The sequence below is a fragment of the Halobaculum saliterrae genome, assembly GCF_009831625.1.
Classification (GTDB): Archaea; Halobacteriota; Halobacteria; order Halobacteriales; family Haloferacaceae; genus Halobaculum; species Halobaculum saliterrae.
In genome coordinates this window covers 46,644-63,030 of the sequence record NZ_WUUS01000011.1, presented here as the reverse complement: position 1 = coordinate 63,030, position 16,387 = coordinate 46,644, and the positions used below count along the sequence as shown (strand labels likewise).

At 69.6% G+C, this 16,387-nt stretch carries 17 protein-coding genes; 10 read left to right on the top strand and 7 right to left on the bottom strand.

Translation table 11 applies throughout. The features are described 5' to 3' along the window. Window positions 1-79: 79 nt before the first annotated feature. The 3 genes from GRX01_RS16065 (at window position 80) to GRX01_RS16055 (ending at window position 2,809) form a co-directional block, all read left to right on the top strand. Complete coding sequence (locus GRX01_RS16065; protein WP_159669958.1) at window positions 80-616, top strand: cation:proton antiporter regulatory subunit; 537 nt, start codon at window positions 80-82, stop codon at window positions 614-616. Further along, window positions 616-1,818 (top strand): cation:proton antiporter, encoded by a 1,203-nt coding sequence (locus GRX01_RS16060; protein WP_233741072.1) that lies wholly within the window; start codon window positions 616-618, stop codon window positions 1,816-1,818. Before GRX01_RS16065 ends, GRX01_RS16060 begins: the two co-directional genes overlap by 1 nt. A gap of 124 nt (window positions 1,819-1,942) precedes the next feature. Then, window positions 1,943-2,809 (top strand): CheF family chemotaxis protein, encoded by an 867-nt coding sequence (locus tag GRX01_RS16055; RefSeq protein ID WP_159669955.1) that lies wholly within the window; start codon window positions 1,943-1,945, stop codon window positions 2,807-2,809. Window positions 2,810-2,858: 49 nt separating this feature from the next. Here the strand turns inward: GRX01_RS16055 and GRX01_RS16050 are convergent, their stop codons facing one another. From GRX01_RS16050 to cheB, 5 genes are read right to left on the bottom strand one after another with little or no spacing between them, the layout of a single operon-like run. After that, window positions 2,859-3,767 carry a CheF family chemotaxis protein gene (locus GRX01_RS16050; RefSeq protein WP_321168165.1) on the bottom strand — a complete coding sequence of 303 codons (909 nt, stop codon included), beginning with the start codon at window positions 3,765-3,767 and terminating at the stop codon, window positions 2,859-2,861. Further along, the gene (locus GRX01_RS16045) at window positions 3,764-4,990 is read right to left on the bottom strand and encodes a HEAT repeat domain-containing protein (protein ID WP_159669952.1); all 1,227 of its coding nucleotides are present in this window, start codon (window positions 4,988-4,990) and stop codon (window positions 3,764-3,766) included. The genes GRX01_RS16050 and GRX01_RS16045 overlap by 4 nt, the downstream gene beginning before the upstream one ends. Beyond that, window positions 4,990-5,814 carry a CheR family methyltransferase gene (locus GRX01_RS16040; RefSeq protein ID WP_159669949.1) on the bottom strand — a complete coding sequence of 275 codons (825 nt, stop codon included), beginning with the start codon at window positions 5,812-5,814 and terminating at the stop codon, window positions 4,990-4,992. The genes GRX01_RS16045 and GRX01_RS16040 overlap by 1 nt, the downstream gene beginning before the upstream one ends. Further along, entirely contained in the window at window positions 5,811-8,072 is a 2,262-nt protein-coding gene (locus tag GRX01_RS16035; RefSeq protein WP_159669945.1) for a chemotaxis protein CheA, read from the bottom strand. Before GRX01_RS16035 ends, GRX01_RS16040 begins: the two co-directional genes overlap by 4 nt. Next, the gene (gene cheB / locus GRX01_RS16030; RefSeq protein ID WP_321168164.1) at window positions 8,069-9,133 is read right to left on the bottom strand and encodes a chemotaxis-specific protein-glutamate methyltransferase CheB; all 1,065 of its coding nucleotides are present in this window, start codon (window positions 9,131-9,133) and stop codon (window positions 8,069-8,071) included. Before cheB ends, GRX01_RS16035 begins: the two co-directional genes overlap by 4 nt. A 170-nt stretch (window positions 9,134-9,303) precedes the next feature. On the opposite strand from cheB, the gene GRX01_RS16025 reads away from it, so the two are divergent. The 7 genes from GRX01_RS16025 to GRX01_RS15995 all read left to right on the top strand — a co-directional run bounded on the left by GRX01_RS16025 (window position 9,304) and on the right by GRX01_RS15995 (window position 14,896). Then, window positions 9,304-9,756 carry a chemotaxis protein CheW gene (locus GRX01_RS16025; protein ID WP_159669939.1) on the top strand — a complete coding sequence of 151 codons (453 nt, stop codon included), beginning with the start codon at window positions 9,304-9,306 and terminating at the stop codon, window positions 9,754-9,756. Between the two features lie 75 nt (window positions 9,757-9,831). After that, complete coding sequence (locus GRX01_RS16020; protein ID WP_159669936.1) at window positions 9,832-10,527, top strand: RAD55 family ATPase; 696 nt, start codon at window positions 9,832-9,834, stop codon at window positions 10,525-10,527. Beyond that, the gene (locus GRX01_RS16015; protein WP_159669933.1) at window positions 10,527-10,991 is read left to right on the top strand and encodes a hypothetical protein; all 465 of its coding nucleotides are present in this window, start codon (window positions 10,527-10,529) and stop codon (window positions 10,989-10,991) included. Before GRX01_RS16020 ends, GRX01_RS16015 begins: the two co-directional genes overlap by 1 nt. Window positions 10,992-11,247: 256 nt before the next feature. Then, window positions 11,248-11,874, top strand: coding sequence for an RAD55 family ATPase (locus tag GRX01_RS16010; protein WP_159669930.1), 627 nt, complete (start codon window positions 11,248-11,250; stop codon window positions 11,872-11,874). A gap of 406 nt (window positions 11,875-12,280) precedes the next feature. Continuing rightward, on the top strand, window positions 12,281-12,616 hold the full coding sequence (locus tag GRX01_RS16005; protein WP_159669927.1) for a DUF5783 family protein: 336 nt from the start codon (window positions 12,281-12,283) through the stop codon (window positions 12,614-12,616). A 64-nt stretch (window positions 12,617-12,680) separates the two neighbouring features. Beyond that, window positions 12,681-13,067, top strand: coding sequence for a NifU family protein (locus tag GRX01_RS16000; RefSeq protein WP_159669924.1), 387 nt, complete (start codon window positions 12,681-12,683; stop codon window positions 13,065-13,067). 263 nt (window positions 13,068-13,330) lie between these two features. Continuing rightward, the gene (locus GRX01_RS15995) at window positions 13,331-14,896 is read left to right on the top strand and encodes a sulfatase (protein ID WP_159669921.1); all 1,566 of its coding nucleotides are present in this window, start codon (window positions 13,331-13,333) and stop codon (window positions 14,894-14,896) included. 111 nt (window positions 14,897-15,007) lie between these two features. Here the strand turns inward: GRX01_RS15995 and GRX01_RS15990 are convergent, their stop codons facing one another. Then, the gene (locus tag GRX01_RS15990) at window positions 15,008-15,937 is read right to left on the bottom strand and encodes a ketopantoate reductase family protein (protein WP_159669918.1); all 930 of its coding nucleotides are present in this window, start codon (window positions 15,935-15,937) and stop codon (window positions 15,008-15,010) included. 80 nt (window positions 15,938-16,017) lie between these two features. After that, entirely contained in the window at window positions 16,018-16,326 is a 309-nt protein-coding gene (locus GRX01_RS15985; protein WP_159669915.1) for a DUF7130 family rubredoxin-like protein, read from the bottom strand. Window positions 16,327-16,387: the final 61 nt, after the last annotated feature.

The following is a 16,387-nucleotide window of genomic DNA, read 5'->3' as shown; positions in this document are numbered from 1 at the left end:
GGTCGGCGCCGTCCACGGTCCGTCCGCCGCCGTCCACCCGCCGCCGTGTTTATGCGCCGACCGCCCGCACCACCCACGTATGACGGTCTACGAGTCCGACCTTCCGGGGGTCGGGAAGAAACACGAGATCGAACTCCACGGGGACGAGCGGCTCGTCGTCGTCACTCACAACACCGGAAAGCGGGAGGTGTACCGCCGAAAGAACGCCGACAGCGACGCCGAGAAGCTGTTCGAGCTCTCCGACGGGCTCGCGCGAACCGTCGGCACCGTGCTCGAGGGGGCGTACTTCCAGCCGGTCGCGACCGAGAACATCGAGACCGTCCTCGGCGGCAACGCGCTCATCGAGTGGTACGAGGTCCCGGAGGGCTCCGAACTGGCCGGCGAGACGATCAAGGAGGCGGACGTCCGACGGCGGGCCGGCGTGTCGATCATCGCGGTCGAACACGGCGACGAGGTGACGCCCAACCCCGATCCCGGGGCGGGCGTTCGCGCCGGCGACACCGTCGTCGTCATCGGCTCGCGCGAGGAGGTGGACACGTTCAACGAGCTGTTCATCGACATGGGTGACGCGGACGGCGGCGTCGACGTCGACGCCGACCGCGGTGACGGGATCTGATGGCGGCGGAAGCGGCCGCGGCCGACGGCGGGCTCCACGGTCTGCTCGCGCTGGGCGTCCTGCTTTCCGCCGCCATGCTCGTCGCGGCCGCGGGCCGACGCGTCGGGATCCCGACGGTGCCGCTGTACGTCCTCGGCGGGGTGCTCGTCGGCCCGCACGTCGCCGGCGCCGCCGGGCTCCCGTCGATAGCGCCCGCGGAGGTGCTCACGCTCGCGGAGGTCGGCGTCGTCCTCCTCCTGTTCTTCCTCGGACTGGAGTTCAGCATCGACCGGCTCATCGCCGCCCGAAGGAAGCTCTCGGCGGCCGCCGCCGTCGACCTGTTCGTGAACTTCCCCGTCGGCGTCGCCCTCGGCCTGCTGTTCGGGCTCGGACCGCTCGGGGCGTTCCTCGTCGGCGGCATCGTCTACATCTCATCGTCGGCGGTGATCACCAAGTCGCTGGTCGACCTCGGGTGGATCGCGGACCCGGAGGCGGAGCCGGTGCTCGGGACCCTCGTCGCCGAGGACCTCGTCATCGCCGTCTACCTCGCGCTGGCGGTCGCGCTCGTCGCCGGCGGTTCACCGGTCGACGCGCTCCCCCGGATCGCGGTCGCGTTGGGCTTCCTGATCGCGCTGGCGGTCGCCGCCCAGTACCTCGCTCCGCGGCTCGCCCCCGCTCTGGGCACGAACGACGAGGACCTCGTCGTCCGGACGCTCGCGGTCGCGCTCGTGATCTCCGGGCTGGCGCTGTCGGTCGGCGCCAGCGAGGCGGTGGCGGGCTTCTTCGTCGGCGTCGGCGTCGGCGCCACCCCGCTGCACGACCGCGTCGCCGACCGGATCGCGCCGCTGCGGGACGCGTTCGCGGTCGTGTTCTTCGCGTGGGTCGGCCTCAACACCGACCCCGTCGCCGTCGCGGGCGTGGCCGCGTTCGTGCTCGTGGCGGCGGCGGTGTCGGGTCCCGCGAAGGTGATCAGCGGCGGGGTCGCCGGGCGGCTGTACGAGCTCTCGCCGCGTCGCTCGCTTCGGACCGGGCTCGCGCTGGTGCCGCGCGGGGAGTTCTCGCTCATCATCGCCGCGCTGGCGGCGACCTCGCCGGACCCGACGATCGCCCGGGTGATCCCAGCGTTCGCCGTCGGCTACGTGCTCGTCATGTCGTTCGCGGGCACGCTCGCGATGAGCGAGGCCGACCGGATCGAGCGGCTCCTCGGCGTCGTGGACGACTGATCCGACGGCGTCGCGGCCGAACCCCCGACCGCCGTCGGGAACCGCGCGGGCTCGACATGCTCCGGTTTTCGTCGCTGAACACGGGTGCGAAACCGTCAAGTCGACTCCGTCTCTGTCATCCGGTATGAGCGAGACGGTCGTCGCCGACTTCGTCGGTCGGTTCTTCGCGCCCGGGATCGAGGGCGATCCGCCGACGGGACGGATCCTGCTGAGCCAGCGACGGCTCGTGCTCGCGGCCGACGACTACAAGGAGACGATCCCCCTGTCGTCGGTGTTCGACGTGAAGGTGGGGCAGGTGCCGCCGGAGATGGCCGGCTACTTCAACGACACGGTCACCGTCGCCTACCGGACGGACGACCGCCGCGGCGTCGCCGCCATCGAGGGGAACGACACCAACATCGACCGCTTCGCGACGGTGCTGTTCAAGGTGCTGCTCAACGGGACGAAGGCGCTCGTTCGCCACCCGGCGAAGGTCGGCGGGCGCGTCGTCGAGACCGACGTCCACAAGGCCCGCCTCGACGTGACCCAGGGCGCGCTCTCGTTCGAGGGCTGTCCCGAACCGTTCACGGTCGACCTGCGCGCCGTGGTCTCCGTCGAGCGCGCCCAACGCGACCTCGGCGACGGCACACGCCCCGTCATCTCGTTCCGGCACATCGACGACGGCACCGCCGTCACCTCGCAGGTCGGCATGAGCTCCGGGCGGCTCACGAACATCCTCGGGCGGTACATCCGCCTGCGCTACGCCGACGTGAAGGAGGAACTGGAGGACGTCGAACTGGGCGAGGAGGAGACGGAGGTGCTCGTCGCCGCCTACTCGGCGGGGCCGAGCGTCTCGCTGTCGAAGGTGGTCGACATCGAGCCCCAGCGGCTCACCATGCTCCTCAACGGCCTCATCGACGAGGGACTGCTCGTCGACACCGACGAGGGGACGAAACTCACCGCCAAGGGACGGGTCATCGTCGGTCAGCGGATCGAGAACGTGAACACCTGACCGGCGACGCGAGCGACGCACGCCGGGAGGTATCCCCCGCCCGCGCCGCTCACTGCTCGTTCATCGCCTCGCTGGCGATGTTGCGACCGCGGGGCTCCAGCGCGACCTCGCGGCGGGTCCGCACCTCCTCCAGCACCTCCGCCTCGATGAGCCGCTCGAAGATCTCCTCGACCCGGTCGACCTCCATCCCGAGGAAGTTCGGCACCTCGAACGAGGAGACGCCCGAGTACAGCGCCATCAGCACCTCGCGCTCGGACTCGGACAGCTCGACGGCGCCGCGGTTACGGTCGTGACCCTCGCCGAGGTACGACTTGATGACCGCGACCATCCACGGCCTGCCCGAGAGGTACGTCTGGACGCTCGTCCCCTCGTCGTCGGTGTGCTCGGCCTCGATGACCGGCGCCTTCTCGCCCATCACGGTGCGCTCGGTCTCCTCGAGCGTCCCGATGTCGTCGAGCTCGAGCCGAACGAACGCGCCGCTCTGTTGGGCGACGGAGATCCCCTCCGCCTCGACCTTGACGCGGGCCTGTTCCCACTCGGTGTCCTGCACGACGCCGCCCCTGATCGCGGGGTGACGTGCCTTGATCACCTTGCGGTCGAGGAACGCACGGTACACGTCCGTCCGGAACTCCTCGTGGTCCTCGGCGGCGATGAGGAACACGTCGTCGCCGATGCGGAGGCTGAGGTAGCTCGAGACGCGCTGGATCTCCTGGTTCGCGTCGTACCGGCCGCCGATGTCGTCGACCGACGACAGCGCGAACGTCCGCTTGCCGCCGTTTCCGACCAGGACGACCCGCTTGTTCGAGAGGATGATCCGCCCGTTGGTCCACCCGACGTCGTTGAGCTTCCGCCCGTCCTTCATCGCCTGCGCGAACCTGCCACGGGTGTCCGCGACCTTGTACTCCTCGTCCTCGGCCGCCTGTCCACCACCGCCGTTCCGCTGCCTGCTGTCGCTCACTGTCTAACACCTCCGAGCTTCGACAGCGACGCGAACGCCCGCTTTCGTATCTGCTTGTCCACGTCGCTGTCGGTGATCGCGTCGAGCGTCTCCTTCGCGCGGTCGCCGCCGACGTCGCCGAGGGCGTACGCGGCCTTCGCCCGCGCGTCGACCGACGCGTCGTCGTCGTTCACCAGATCGATGAGCGTCGACTCCACCGCGAGCCCCTCCAGGTTGGTGATGCTCGTCGCCGCGAACTGCGCGGTCATCTTGTCGTCGTCGTCGAGCGAGTCGACCAGCGCGTCGAGCACGTGGTCCGGCGGCTCCGTGCTCGTCACTCGTCCGAGGAACCAGACGGCGTTGCGCCGCTGACGGACCTGTGTCGCGTCCTCCAGGATCTCCACGAGGGGGCCGGTCACCGTCTCGTCGTCGGCGTCCTGCAGCTCGGAGACGACCGCGTCGCGCACGGCGTGGCTCTGCTTGGTCGGCGCGTTCGCGAGCAGTTCGATGATCGAGAACACCGCCGCCCTGCGCACCGTGTCGTGTTCGTCCTCGAGTGCCCCCGCCAGCTTCGGCACCGGCTTCGCGGAACTGGCGTTGCCGAGCGCCGAGGCCGCGAGCCGCCGGAGGCTCGGGTTGTCGTCGTCCAGCAGGTCCAACAGCGCCGAGAGCGCCTCCCCGCTGGCGATGGTGCCGAGCGCGTCCGCGGCGGCCGACTTCACCGCGGGGTGATCGTCGTCCAGTCGCCCCTTCAGCTGTCCGACCGCACGCTGGTCGCCGATGCGTCCGAGGGCGAGACACGCGCGCTCGCGCACCCTCGCGTCCGGGTCGTCGAGGCGCTTCGCCAGCGGCCCGACTGCGTCCTCGTCGCCCATCCGTCCGAGCGCGTTCGCCGCGGCCATCCGGTACTCGGGGATGTTCGCGCCGCCGAGCACCTTCACGAACGCCCGGACCGCGGCCCAGTCGGCGGCGTTCGGATCCACGCCGGTCTCCTTGGCGATGAGCCGCTCGAGCCCGTTGCCGCCCAACTCGTCGAGGCCGTCGACCGCCGCCGCGCGGACCGCGTCCGCCTCGTCGTTCCGGGCGAGGTGGATGAGCACGTCGACCGTCCGGTCGTCGTCGGGATCGCCCACGTCGCCGAGCATCTCGGCGGCCCGCCGGCGCACCGCGGCGCTGTCGCTGTTTCTGGCGGTGTCGGCGAGCTGCTCCATGTCCCCGTCGCGGGCGAGCGTGTACAGCGACATTATCCCGTGTACTGGTAGATCCGACTGCGTTTCGCGACCGGTTCGAACGACTCTCGCATGTCCGGCGGGACCGTCTCGGTCTTCCCGAGCACGAGGTAGCCGCCGGGCCGGATCGACTCGCGCAGGGTCTCGAACAGCCGGCCCTTGTACTCGCTGTCGATGTAGATGAGGAGGTTGCGACAGAACACGAGGTCCATGTCCGCCTTCGGCCCGTCGCGGATGAGGTCGTACGGCTCGAAGGTGACCCGCGACCGGACCGACTCGCGAACCCGGAAGACGTCCTCCTGCTGTTCGACGTACGCCTCGGGGTCCGACAGCGGCGACAGCTCGTCCCCGATGTCCGTCGTCCGCGTCGTCTCGTACATGCCCGCGCGGGCGGCGTCGAGCGCCTCCTCGCTGATGTCGACGGCGGTGATCCGGAGGTGGCGCTCGTTCACCTCGTCGTCGTCGGCGGCGAGCATCGACAGCGAGTACGGCTCGCGGCCGTCCGCACAGGGCGCGCTCCAGACGTCGACGCCGCCGCGCCCGTTCTCCTCGGAGAGCTCCCGCAACACCGGACGAAGGTCCGCCCACATGTCGGGGTCGCGGAAGAACCCGGTGACGTTGATCGTGAGCGCGTCCAGCAGCGCCTCGCGCTCCTCGTCGTCGTCCTCGAGGATCGCGCGGTACTCCGCGTGATCCTCGGCGTCGCGTCGCTGCATCCGTGCGGCGATCCGCCGGCCCAGGTACGCCTCGTTGTAGTAGCCGGGCTCGAACGGGACGCGGTCCTCCACGAAGTCGATGACGCCCTGCAGGTCGCCGGCGCCGCCGCGCGTGCGACTCATCGCCGCCCCCCGAGCGTCTCCACGTCGAGGATGCTCACCACGTCACCGTCGCCGAGGACGGCCGTCCCCGACAGCCCGGGGATCCCCGAGAGGATCCCCTCCAGCGGCTTCACGACGACCTCCTCCTGGTGGAGCACGTCGTCGCAGTGGAGCGCGACCGGGCGCTTCTCGTCGTGGATCCGGAGGAGCATGCCGCCCCCGTCGCCGCCCGGGCCCCCGACGTCGTGGTCCCGGCCGGCGTCGTGGTCGTGCCCGCCGTCGGCGAGGGCGTCGTCGGGCCCGGCCGCGCCGGCAGCGCCGGCCGCGCCGGCGGTCCCGAGCACCTCGCTGAGCCTGAGGACGGGGTAGATCTCGCCGTCGTGGCGGACGATCTCGTCGCCGTGGGCCACGTCGATGCCGTCGGCGCGGCTCACCTCCGCGATGTTCTTGATCGGGACGCCGTACTCGACGCCGTCGACCTCGACGAACATCACGCGGACGATGGCGACCGTGACGGGCAGCTTGATCTCGAAGCGCGTCCCCTCACCGGGCGTCGAGTCGAGGGTGACGCTCCCGTCGAGGTCCTTCACCGTCGTCCGGACCACGTCCATCCCGACGCCGCGACCGGACACGTCGGTCACCTCGTCGTTGGTGGAGAAGCCCGGATGGAAGACGAGCTCTCGGGCCTCGGAGTCGGACATCGCCTCGACCTCGGCGCGGGACTTCACGCCCTCCTCGACGGCCTTCTCGCGCAGCGCGTCGGCCTCGATGCCCCCGCCGTCGTCCTCGACGACGATGGTGACGTGGTCGCGCTCGCGGTCGGCCCGCAGCTCGATGGTGCCGGTCGGGTCCTTCCCCGCCGCCTCCCGTTTCTCGGGCGACTCGATGCCGTGGTCGACGGCGTTGCGGAGGATGTGAACCAGCGGGTCGCGGATCTCCGTGAGGATCGTGCGGTCCAGCTCGATGTCGCGGCCGTCGATGTCGAAGTTCACGTCCTTCGACTGGTCGCGGGCCAGGTCCCGCACGAGCCGGGGGAACGTGTCGACGACCGCCGACAGCGGGATGAGCCGCATGTCCATCACCGTGTCCTGGAGGTTCGTCGAGATCTTGTCCAGCTCGTCGAGGTTGTCCGAGTCGATGTCGGCCTCCTCCATCTCGCGGCGGAGCTTGATCCGGCTCGTCACCAGCTGCTCGACCAGTCCGTACAGGTCGTCCAGCTGTTCCACGTCGACCCGAACCGACGAGATGTTGTCCGACGACGACGTGCTCGACTCCCCGCTCTCGGCGGCGTCGGACGGGGAGCCGTCGGCGTCGCCGTCGTCGCTATCGTCGTCCGCGGCATCCGCGGCGGGCGGCTCCGCCGACGCCTCGCTGTCGGTCGCCGTCGAGGCGGTGTCGTCGGCGTCGTCGCCCACGTCGGTGCCGGCGTCGTCGCCGGGCGCCGGGTCGACCGCGTTGACCTCGACCGCCTCGACCTGGCTCACCGCGTCGACGCCGGCCTCGACGGTCGCGCCCGCGTCGGCGACGACGTACAGGTCGAAGGTGTCGTCGAACTCGCCCTCCTCGATCGCCTCGCGGTCGGGGTCGCAGGCCGTCCCGTCGAAGCCGTCCTCGACGGCCTCCAACACGAACATCGCGTCGATACCGGGCATGTCGGCGTCGCCCAGATCGACGCGGGCCCGATAGACGCCCTCGTCGTCGCCGGGCGACAGGTCGTGGTCGAACGCCGCCTCCACGACCGCCGTGTCGTCGCCGGTATCGCCAGCGCCGTTGTCGTCCTCGTCCTCGCCGTCGCCGCCGGCGACCGCGTCGCCGTCCGAACTCTCGTCGTCAGCGTCCGACCCGTCGTCGCCGTCGCCGTCGGAAGCCTCCTCGGCCTCATCCGTCTCGAGGGCCTCGGCACCCTCCTCGGCCAGCACCCGGAGGTCCTCCTCCACCCCGCTCGGGTCGATGCTCGTGTCGCCCGACTCGTCGATCTCCCCGAGCATCGCGTCGAGCAGGTCGACCGCCTCGAACAGGCGGTCCATCAGGGCCCCCGACACGGCCATGTCGCCGTCGCGGACCTCGTCGAGGAGGTCCTCCATCGCGTGTGCGAGCCCGGAGAAGTCGCCGAAGCCCATGGCCGCGGCGTTCCCCTTCAGCGTGTGGGCGGTCCGGAAGATGGCGTCCATCGCCTCCGGGTCGTCCGGGTCCGATTCCAGCGCGAGCAGGGAGTTGTTCAGCTCCGTGATGCCCTCCTCAGACTCGCGGACGAACGCGCGGACGTGCGCCTCGCTCATGCGCGCTCACCCGTGATTCCCGCGGCGATGTCGTCCAACGGGAGCATCGAGTCGACCGCCCCGGTGGCGGCCGCGCGCTTGGGCATCCCGTACACCACGCAGGACTCCTCGTCCTGCGCGAGCACGCGGGCGCCGGCCCGTGAGATCGCCTGTACCCCGTCGCTGCCGTCGCCACCCATTCCCGTGAGGATCACCCCGATCAACGGATCGTCGACCACCTCCGCGGCCGACCGCATCGTCACGTTCACCGACGGACGCACCCCCTCGCCGCGCTCCTCGTCGATCACGGACAGTCTGAGCCGACCGTCCCGCGCGCTCGTGATCTCCAGGTGGTGGCCGCCCTTGGCGACCGCCAGCTCGCCCCGTCCGATCCGCATGCCGTCCTTGGCCTCCCGGACCGTGAGCTCGCAGGCGTCGTCGAGGCGGGTCGCGAACCGTCCGGTGAACGCCTCCGGCATGTGTTGGACGACGACGCCGCGAATGTCGGCGTCGCCCGGAAGCGCCGAGACGACCCGCTCGACGGCGTCCGGCCCGCCGGTCGACGAGCCGATGATCAGCGTCGTGTTCGGCTCGACGGTCGCGTCGGTCGAACCGCCGGCCGACGACGCGTCCGGCGACGACGGGGCCGCCCCGCTCGTGGCGGCCGTCGCGGCCTCCGTCCGTCGGCGTCGCCCCGCCCGCGAGACGTCCGCCCCGGCGACCGATCGAACGGTGTCGACGAGCTGCTCCTCCAGTCGGGAGACGCCCATCGACACCTCGCCGCCGGGCTTGGCGAAGAAGTCGACCGCGCCCGCGTCCAGCGCCGCGAACGTCTCCTCGGCGCCCTCGGCGGTGTACGCCGACAGCATCAGCGTCGGCGTCGGGTTCTCGGCCATCAGTCGCTCGACCGCCTCGATCCCGTTCATCTCGGGCATCTCGACGTCCATCGTCACCACGTCGGGATCGACGTCGGCGACGACCGACAGGGCCTCGCGGCCGTCCGCCGCCTCGCCGACGACCTCGACCCCGCCCGACTCCAGGATGTCCGCGATGAGTCCCCGCATGAACCGCGAGTCGTCCACTACAACCGTCCGCGGCGCCCGCGCGCTCACGGCGAACCCCCAGCCGGCCGTGCGGCGTCTCGAATCATGTCCTCGCATACCGATACGCCGTTATTGAAGTCACCGTCCCGAATTTCACTGCTGATAGCTCGTGCGCTACCGTTAAGCGAACGGATCCGAGGATAACTGATATGGCAAGCAGTCAGCGCGCAGCCGACGGGGACGCCGTCGACGCGGAGGAAACGACGCAGGTCCTGGAGTTCGGGCTCGGCGAGGAGACGTACTGCCTCGACATCGCCTACATCGACGAGATCGTCGACGCGGGCGACCTCACGGCGATCCCGAACTCGCCGCGACACGTCGAGGGCGTGATGGACCTGCGCGGCAAGACGACCACGATCATCGACCCGAAGACGCTGCTCGGCGTCACCGGCACGGGCGCCCGCGAGCGTATCATCGTGTTCGACCCCGAGGAGGTGGACGACGGCGGCACCGTCGGCTGGGTTGTCGACGAGGTGTATCAGGTGCGCGATGTCTCCGCCGATCAGGTCGACGAGGCGACGACCGCCGGCGACGACTCCGTCCGCGGCATCGTGAAGGGCGACGACCGGTTCGTGGTCTGGGTGGAGCCGCGCACGGAGTGAGCGCGTCCCCGCGCCGGTATCACTGTTGAATATCGGGGAGCAGTCCTTATCCGACCCCTCGTTCCGTGGTCTGATATGCGCGTTTCGAGCGGCGTTTCGGGATTCGACGACCTCGTCGGCGGGGGACTCCCGGCCGAACGGCTCTACGTCGTCTGTGGCCCGCCCGGAAGCGGGAAGACGACGTTCTCAGCACAGTTCATCGCCGAGGGCGCCGCCAACGGCGAGCGCTGTCTGTTCATCAGCATGCACGAGAGCCGGGCCGACCTCGAGCGGGACATGGCCGACTACGAGTTCGGGTTCGCCGAGGCGCTCGACTCGGGCTCGATCACGTTCCTCGACGCCTTCTCCTCGGAGGGGAAGCGCTTCTTCGGCATGCCCGGGGATCGCCGCGACGTCAACAGCGTCACCAACCGGATCAGCTCGTTCGTCGAGTCGCGCGACATCGACCGCGTCGTCATCGACTCGACGATGCTGCTCCGGTATCTCCTCGACGACGACGACGACACGACGATGCGGTTCCTCTCCGCGCTCAAGCGAACCGGGGCGACGACGTACCTCATCTCCGAGATGACCGACCCCTCCGCGTACGCGGACGAACACTTCCTGGCCCACGGGGTCGTCTTCTTCCACAACTACATGGAGGAGGAGGGGATGCGCCGCGGCGTTCAGGTGGTGAAGATGCGTGGCACCGACGTGAACACGGACATTCAGGACCTCAGCTTCACCGACGACGGCCTCGTCGTCGGCGACGAATCGACGGTAACTCACTGATGTACGACGACCGACTCGGGACCGACTGGGAGGATATCTCCGGAGCCGAGGCGATCCGTCGGGCGTACGCGCTCGGCGTCGCGGCCGCCTTCGGCTACGAGAACCGCGAGGAGTTCGACCGCCTCCGGGACGCGCTCGACACGTCCTACGATCGCAGCATCATCGACCTCGCGTATCAGGAGGGGAAACACGAGGCCGAGGTGATCCGTTCCGACAGCGAGGCGGCCGACGGCGACGCCGTCTGGAGGCAGTTGATCGAGGGCGCCGGCCCGTCCGGCGACCCCTCCGACTCCGACGGCTCCCCGGACGGATCGTCGGCCGGTCAGGCGATCTCCGCCACCGATTTTCCGTCGGCGTTCGACCGCGCGGGACTGCTCGACGGCGGGAAGGACCTCGACGCGCTCGGGTTCCCCGCGCTCCTCGGGTCGGCCCCTACCTCCGGATATCCGGATGAGGAGTCGTGACCCCGCGCCGGTCGATCCGAGGGGCGCACCTCGATCCGGGGCGGCGATCCCGCTCCCGCTTCGACTCGGACCGACAACTGTGGATCCCCCCGACTGCACCGGCGAGCGGGGCTGCAGCGGCGTCGCCGGGACCGAGCGACGAACGCGACCGCCCGATCGATCGTGATGGAGGGTGCCCGTGAGCTTCCGCCGACCTGAACTGCCGTTTCCGTCCGTTTGGACAAAGGTTTTAGCTGTCCGACGCATGCTGACGCGTATGCTGGAGGACGCCCCGCTGTCGCTCGACAGCGGCGGGGGAGGCGAGAGTCTCCTCATCGCCGGTCCGCCCATGACCGGCAAGTACACGCTCATGCTCCGTCTACTGGCGGAGGCCGGCGATCGTGGCGTCCTCATCACGACCGGCGACCCCGCCGAACAGGCCCGCGCGGACTACGCGGAGGTCGCCGGCGTCGCGCCCGAGTCGGTCGGCGTGGTCGACTGCGTCTCCAAGCAGCGGGGCGGCGACCTCCTCGACGACGAACTCGTCAGGTACGCCTCCTCCCCGAAGAACATCACGGACATCGGGATGAAGTTCACCGACCTGTACGAGGCGTTCCGCGAGACGGAGGGGCCCGTCGGCGTCGGCATCAACTCGCTGTCGGAGCTGTTGATGTACCTCGACCCACAGGACGTCTACCAGTTCGTTCGCGTGCTCACCCGCCAGACGCAGGACGAGGGCTGGACCACCATCGCGGTGATCAACTCCACGATGCACGACGAACAGACGCTGCACACGATGTACGAGCCGTTCGACACCGTGATCAACACCCGCGAGGAGAACGGCGCGCGCGAACTCCGCGTCCGAAACCGGACGCAGGCGGCGACGGCGTGGACGACGTTCTGACGCTGCCCCGACGCCGTTCGGATGCCGCCCTGATGCTGGTCTGACGCTGTTCCGTCCTCGGCGACCCCGAGCACACACGTTCGGCAACGCCCGACCATCCCGACTCCCGATAGCGTCCACCACCAGGATGGGGTCTATCGTGCGCACGGAGTCCGTCGGGCGTGCAGCGGTCCCTCGCCCCGAGTACTGCCGACCCGGGGCGGTACACGTCGGCTCGAACGGGTCACGACTCCCGGGAGTCCCGCAGTGCCTGATCGCGGCGGGACAACGAGACTGAACGCGCGGGTGAGTCGCCGCCTGCTCGATTGCGGTTCGCTGGCCCGACGATCCTCCATTCGATATCGCGATATCGAGTTTATCGACGCCGACCGTCGCCCTTACACCGATCCCCGCGGATCGTCCGATAATGGCCGAGTTCGACCCCGAACTGTTCGAAGACAAGTACGCGAACTACTTCTCGGAGCTCCAGCGGGCGTACAAGAACGCCTTCGAGACGATGAACGACCGGTTCGACTCGGAACTGATCCACGCCATCGACCAGCAGATCCTCAACGAGTCCGAGCCGTTCTACGACGAGGACAGCGAAACGTTCACCGTCGGCCTCCCCGAGAACCCGACCGAGCGGCTGACGGCCATCGTCGTCGACGACGAGAAGCTGACGGAGACGCTCGATCGGTACGTCGCGGAGATCGAGTCGGAGCTGTACCGGGTCTTCGACCTCGAGCCGCCCGAGGAACGGTGATCGCGGGAGGGCGAAACCGCGCCGAGCACAAGGTTGAAACCCTCGTGCCGCCAAGCGAGGGGTAATGAGCGCCGACTCTCAGGACGACGGCGGCGAGGACGAACTGCGCGAGCGCGTGACGAACTTCCTGCGCCGCAACTTCCCGCAGATCCAGATGCACGGCGGCAGCGCGGCCATCCAGCATCTCGACCGCGAGACGGGCGAGGTCCACATCTCGCTGGGCGGCGCCTGTTCGGGCTGCGGCATCTCGCCGATGACGATCCAGGCGATCAAGTCCCGGATGACCAAGGAGATCCCCGAGATCAAGGAGGTCGTCGCCGACACCGGCATGGGGTCGGGCGCCGACGGCGACCTCGGCGGCATGGGGCACTCCGACGACGGAATGTCCCCCTCGTTCCCCGGCGAGTCCTCGGACGGCGAGGACGACGAGGGGCCGCAGGCGCCGTTCTGATCGGGCGACCCGTCTCAGTTCTCTCTCTTTCGTCTTCGAACCCATAGCGACCCGCTCCTCGCTCGCCGGGGTATCTGGCGACGCGATCCGTTGATCTCTGAGCCGTGCGCCCGTCTCTCGGCCGTTCTCGTCGTGTCGCACGCCGACAGCGCTCGACGGTCGTAAATCGGATACCGCGATATCGAATCACGCTGTGACCGGTCCGGCCACGTCGGGGCGTGCAGACCAGAAGAGGGATTACTCGCGAGCGGGACCCGAGGGACATGAGCGACGACTCGCCCGAGAACGTGCTGTTCGTCGTGCTCGACACGGTCCGGAAGGACCGGCTCGGGCCGTACGGCTACGACGGCGGGACCACGCCTGGGCTGGACGCCTTCGCCGAGGAGGCGACGGTGTTCGAGAACGCGGTCGCGCCCGCGCCGTGGACGCTCCCGGTACACGCGTCGCTGTTCACCGGTATGTACCCACACCGCCACGGCGCGGATCAGGAGAACCCCTATCTCGAGGGGGCGACGACGCTCGCGGAGACGCTCTCGGCGGCGGGATACCGCACGGCCTGTTACTCCTCGAACGCATGGATCACGCCGTACACCCATCTCACCGACGGGTTCGACGATCAGGACAACTTCTTCGAGGTGATGCCGGGCGACCTCCTGTCGGGACCGCTCGCGAGGGCTTGGAAGGCGATGAACGACAACGAGGCGCTCCGGACGGTCGCCGACAAACTCGTCTCGCTGGGCAACGTCGCCCACGAGTACCTCGCGAGCGGCGAGGGCGCCGACTCGAAGACGCCCGCGGTGATCGACCGCACCAAGTCCTTCATCGACGAAAGCGAGGCCGACGGCGACGACTGGTTCGCGTTCATCAACCTGATGGACGCCCACCTCCCGTATCACCCGCCGCAGGAGTACGTCGACGAGTACGCCCCGGGCGTCGACTCCACGGAGGTGTGCCAGAACTCCAAGGAGTACAACGCCGGCGTTCGCGACATCGACGACGAGGAGTGGGAGGCGATCCGGGGACTGTACGACGCGGAGATCGCGCACATCGACGACCAGCTCACCCGGCTGTTCGACTGGCTGAAGGGGACCGACCGGTGGGACGACACCGCGGTCGTCGTCTGTGCGGACCACGGCGAGCTCCACGGCGAACACGACCTGTACGGCCACGAGTTCTGCCTGTACGACCAGCTGATCAACGTCCCGCTCATGGTCAAGCACCCGGGGCTCGACGACGACCGGCGCGAGGACACCGTGGAACTCATCGACACCTACCACACGGTGCTCGACACGCTCGACGTGGCGGGCGGCGAGTCCGCAGCCGCGGGCGAGGAGGCGGTCGCCCTCGACCGCACGCGCTCGCTGCTTTCGGCCGACTACCGAGAGTTCGCCGGCGTCGACGAGGCCGACCGCGACCCGGGACAGCTCGCGTCGCCGGAGGGCGAGTTCGGCTTCGTGGAGTACTCCCGGCCCGTGGTCGAACTGAAGCAACTGGAGGAGAAGGCGTCGAGCGCGGGGATCGAGCTGCCCGAGGACTCGCGCTTCTACTCGCGGATGCGCGCGTCCCGCGCCACGAACGCGAAGTACGTTCGCATCGACCGGATCCCGGACGAGGCGTTCCGACTCGACGAGGACCCCGAGGAGGACAGCGACCTCGCCGACGGCGACGACGACCGGGTCGCCGAGGCGGAAGCCAAACTGGGCGAGTTCGAGGCGGCCGCCGGCGGCGCGTGGACGGGCGCCGCCGACGCCGAGGTGACCGACGACTCGCTCGACGAGATGGACGACGAGGCGACCGAGCGACTTCGCGACTTGGGCTACGTAGAATAAGCTCCGATTCGGGCTTCAGTACAGCGATTCTTTCCAGACCTCACTTTTATCGAGCGATCGCCAGCGGTAGCCGGCGTTCGGAGAACCTACTGCGGTTCATCCGCGTTCGGCTCACTCCTCGATCCGCTCCCGCTCCCACGTCCCGAGGAGGTCGGCCATCGTCCGGTTCGTCGGCGTGTCGATCCCCGCGGCCGTGCCGCGGTCCACGACGGCGCCGTTGATCGCGTCGACCTCGGTTCGACTCCCCGACTCGACGTCCTGCCGCATCGACGAGCGGTTGGCCGCGGTCTCCCGGACGACGGTGTCGACGGCGGCGACGGCCTCGTCGTCCGCGAGGTCGAGTCCCTGGGAACGAGCGACACGCGCGGTCTCACGGGCGGCGCGGTGGGCGACCGCACGCCCCGGCGCGTCCGCCAGCGCCCCGTTGGGAACGCGCGCGAGCGCGGTCACGGCGTTGATGCCGGCGTTGACGGCGAGCTTCTCCCAGCGTCGCCGTGGCATCTCCGGGTCGGCCGTGCAGTCGAGTCCGGCCTCGCGGAACGCGGCGGCGACGCGCTCGGCCCGACGGCTCGCTCCGCCTGCCTCGTCGCCGTCGAGCCGTTCGTCCGCGAACTCGCCGACGTGGATCCGTCCGACCCCGGTGCAGCGGACCTCGCCCGGGCCGACGAGCTCGGCGCCGTAGGTGGCGGACCCGGCGAGCACGCGGTCGCCGAGGTGCCCCGCGAGCGTCTCCTCGGTGAGGCCGTTCGAGAGCGAACAGACGAGCTCGGGATCGCCCGTGGCGAGTGTTCGCGCCGCCTCGTCCGTGTCGTAGGCCTTCACGGTCACGAGCACGAGATCGCAGGTCAGATCTTCGGGCGTGGGGGCGGTCGTCGCTCGCGGTCGAGTGTGGGCGTCGAGTTCACCGACGACGCGAAGGCCCTGTCCGGCGATCCGCCGGGCGTGCGGGTCGCGGGCGACGAGGGTGACGTGGTGTTCGCGCGCGAGTATCCCGCCCACCATGCTCCCGAGCGCGCCCGCGCCGAACACGACGATCTCCATGGACGCGGATGAGCGTGCGTCGAAAAGAGCGGTTCGGTGGTCGTCGTTCGGGCCCGTGCGGCCCGTTCGTGATCCCCCGGTCAGTCCTCGGCCCAGTAGTACAGCTCCTCGCGGGGTGCGTCACAGTTCGGGCAGTTCTCGGGGAGGTTGCCCTCGATCCGTCCCATCTCGCCGCACTCCCAACAGCGCCACATCACGTACGCCTTGCCGAAGATGTCGCGCGCCTCGTCGAGTGTCACCGCGCCGGCGCCCTCGCCCGCGAGGACGTAGAAGCCGGCGTCGTCGACACCCCGGACCGTCCCCAGCTCGTTGCCGTCGGCGTCGTACACCGGCTGTCCGGCCGATATGTTCGTCAGCTGTACGCCTTCCCCGCTCTGTTCTGCCGGCATACGCCACGGTAAGCTCCGGATCGTGTTAAGCTGTCTCACGGGTTCGGCGCGACGGGAACCG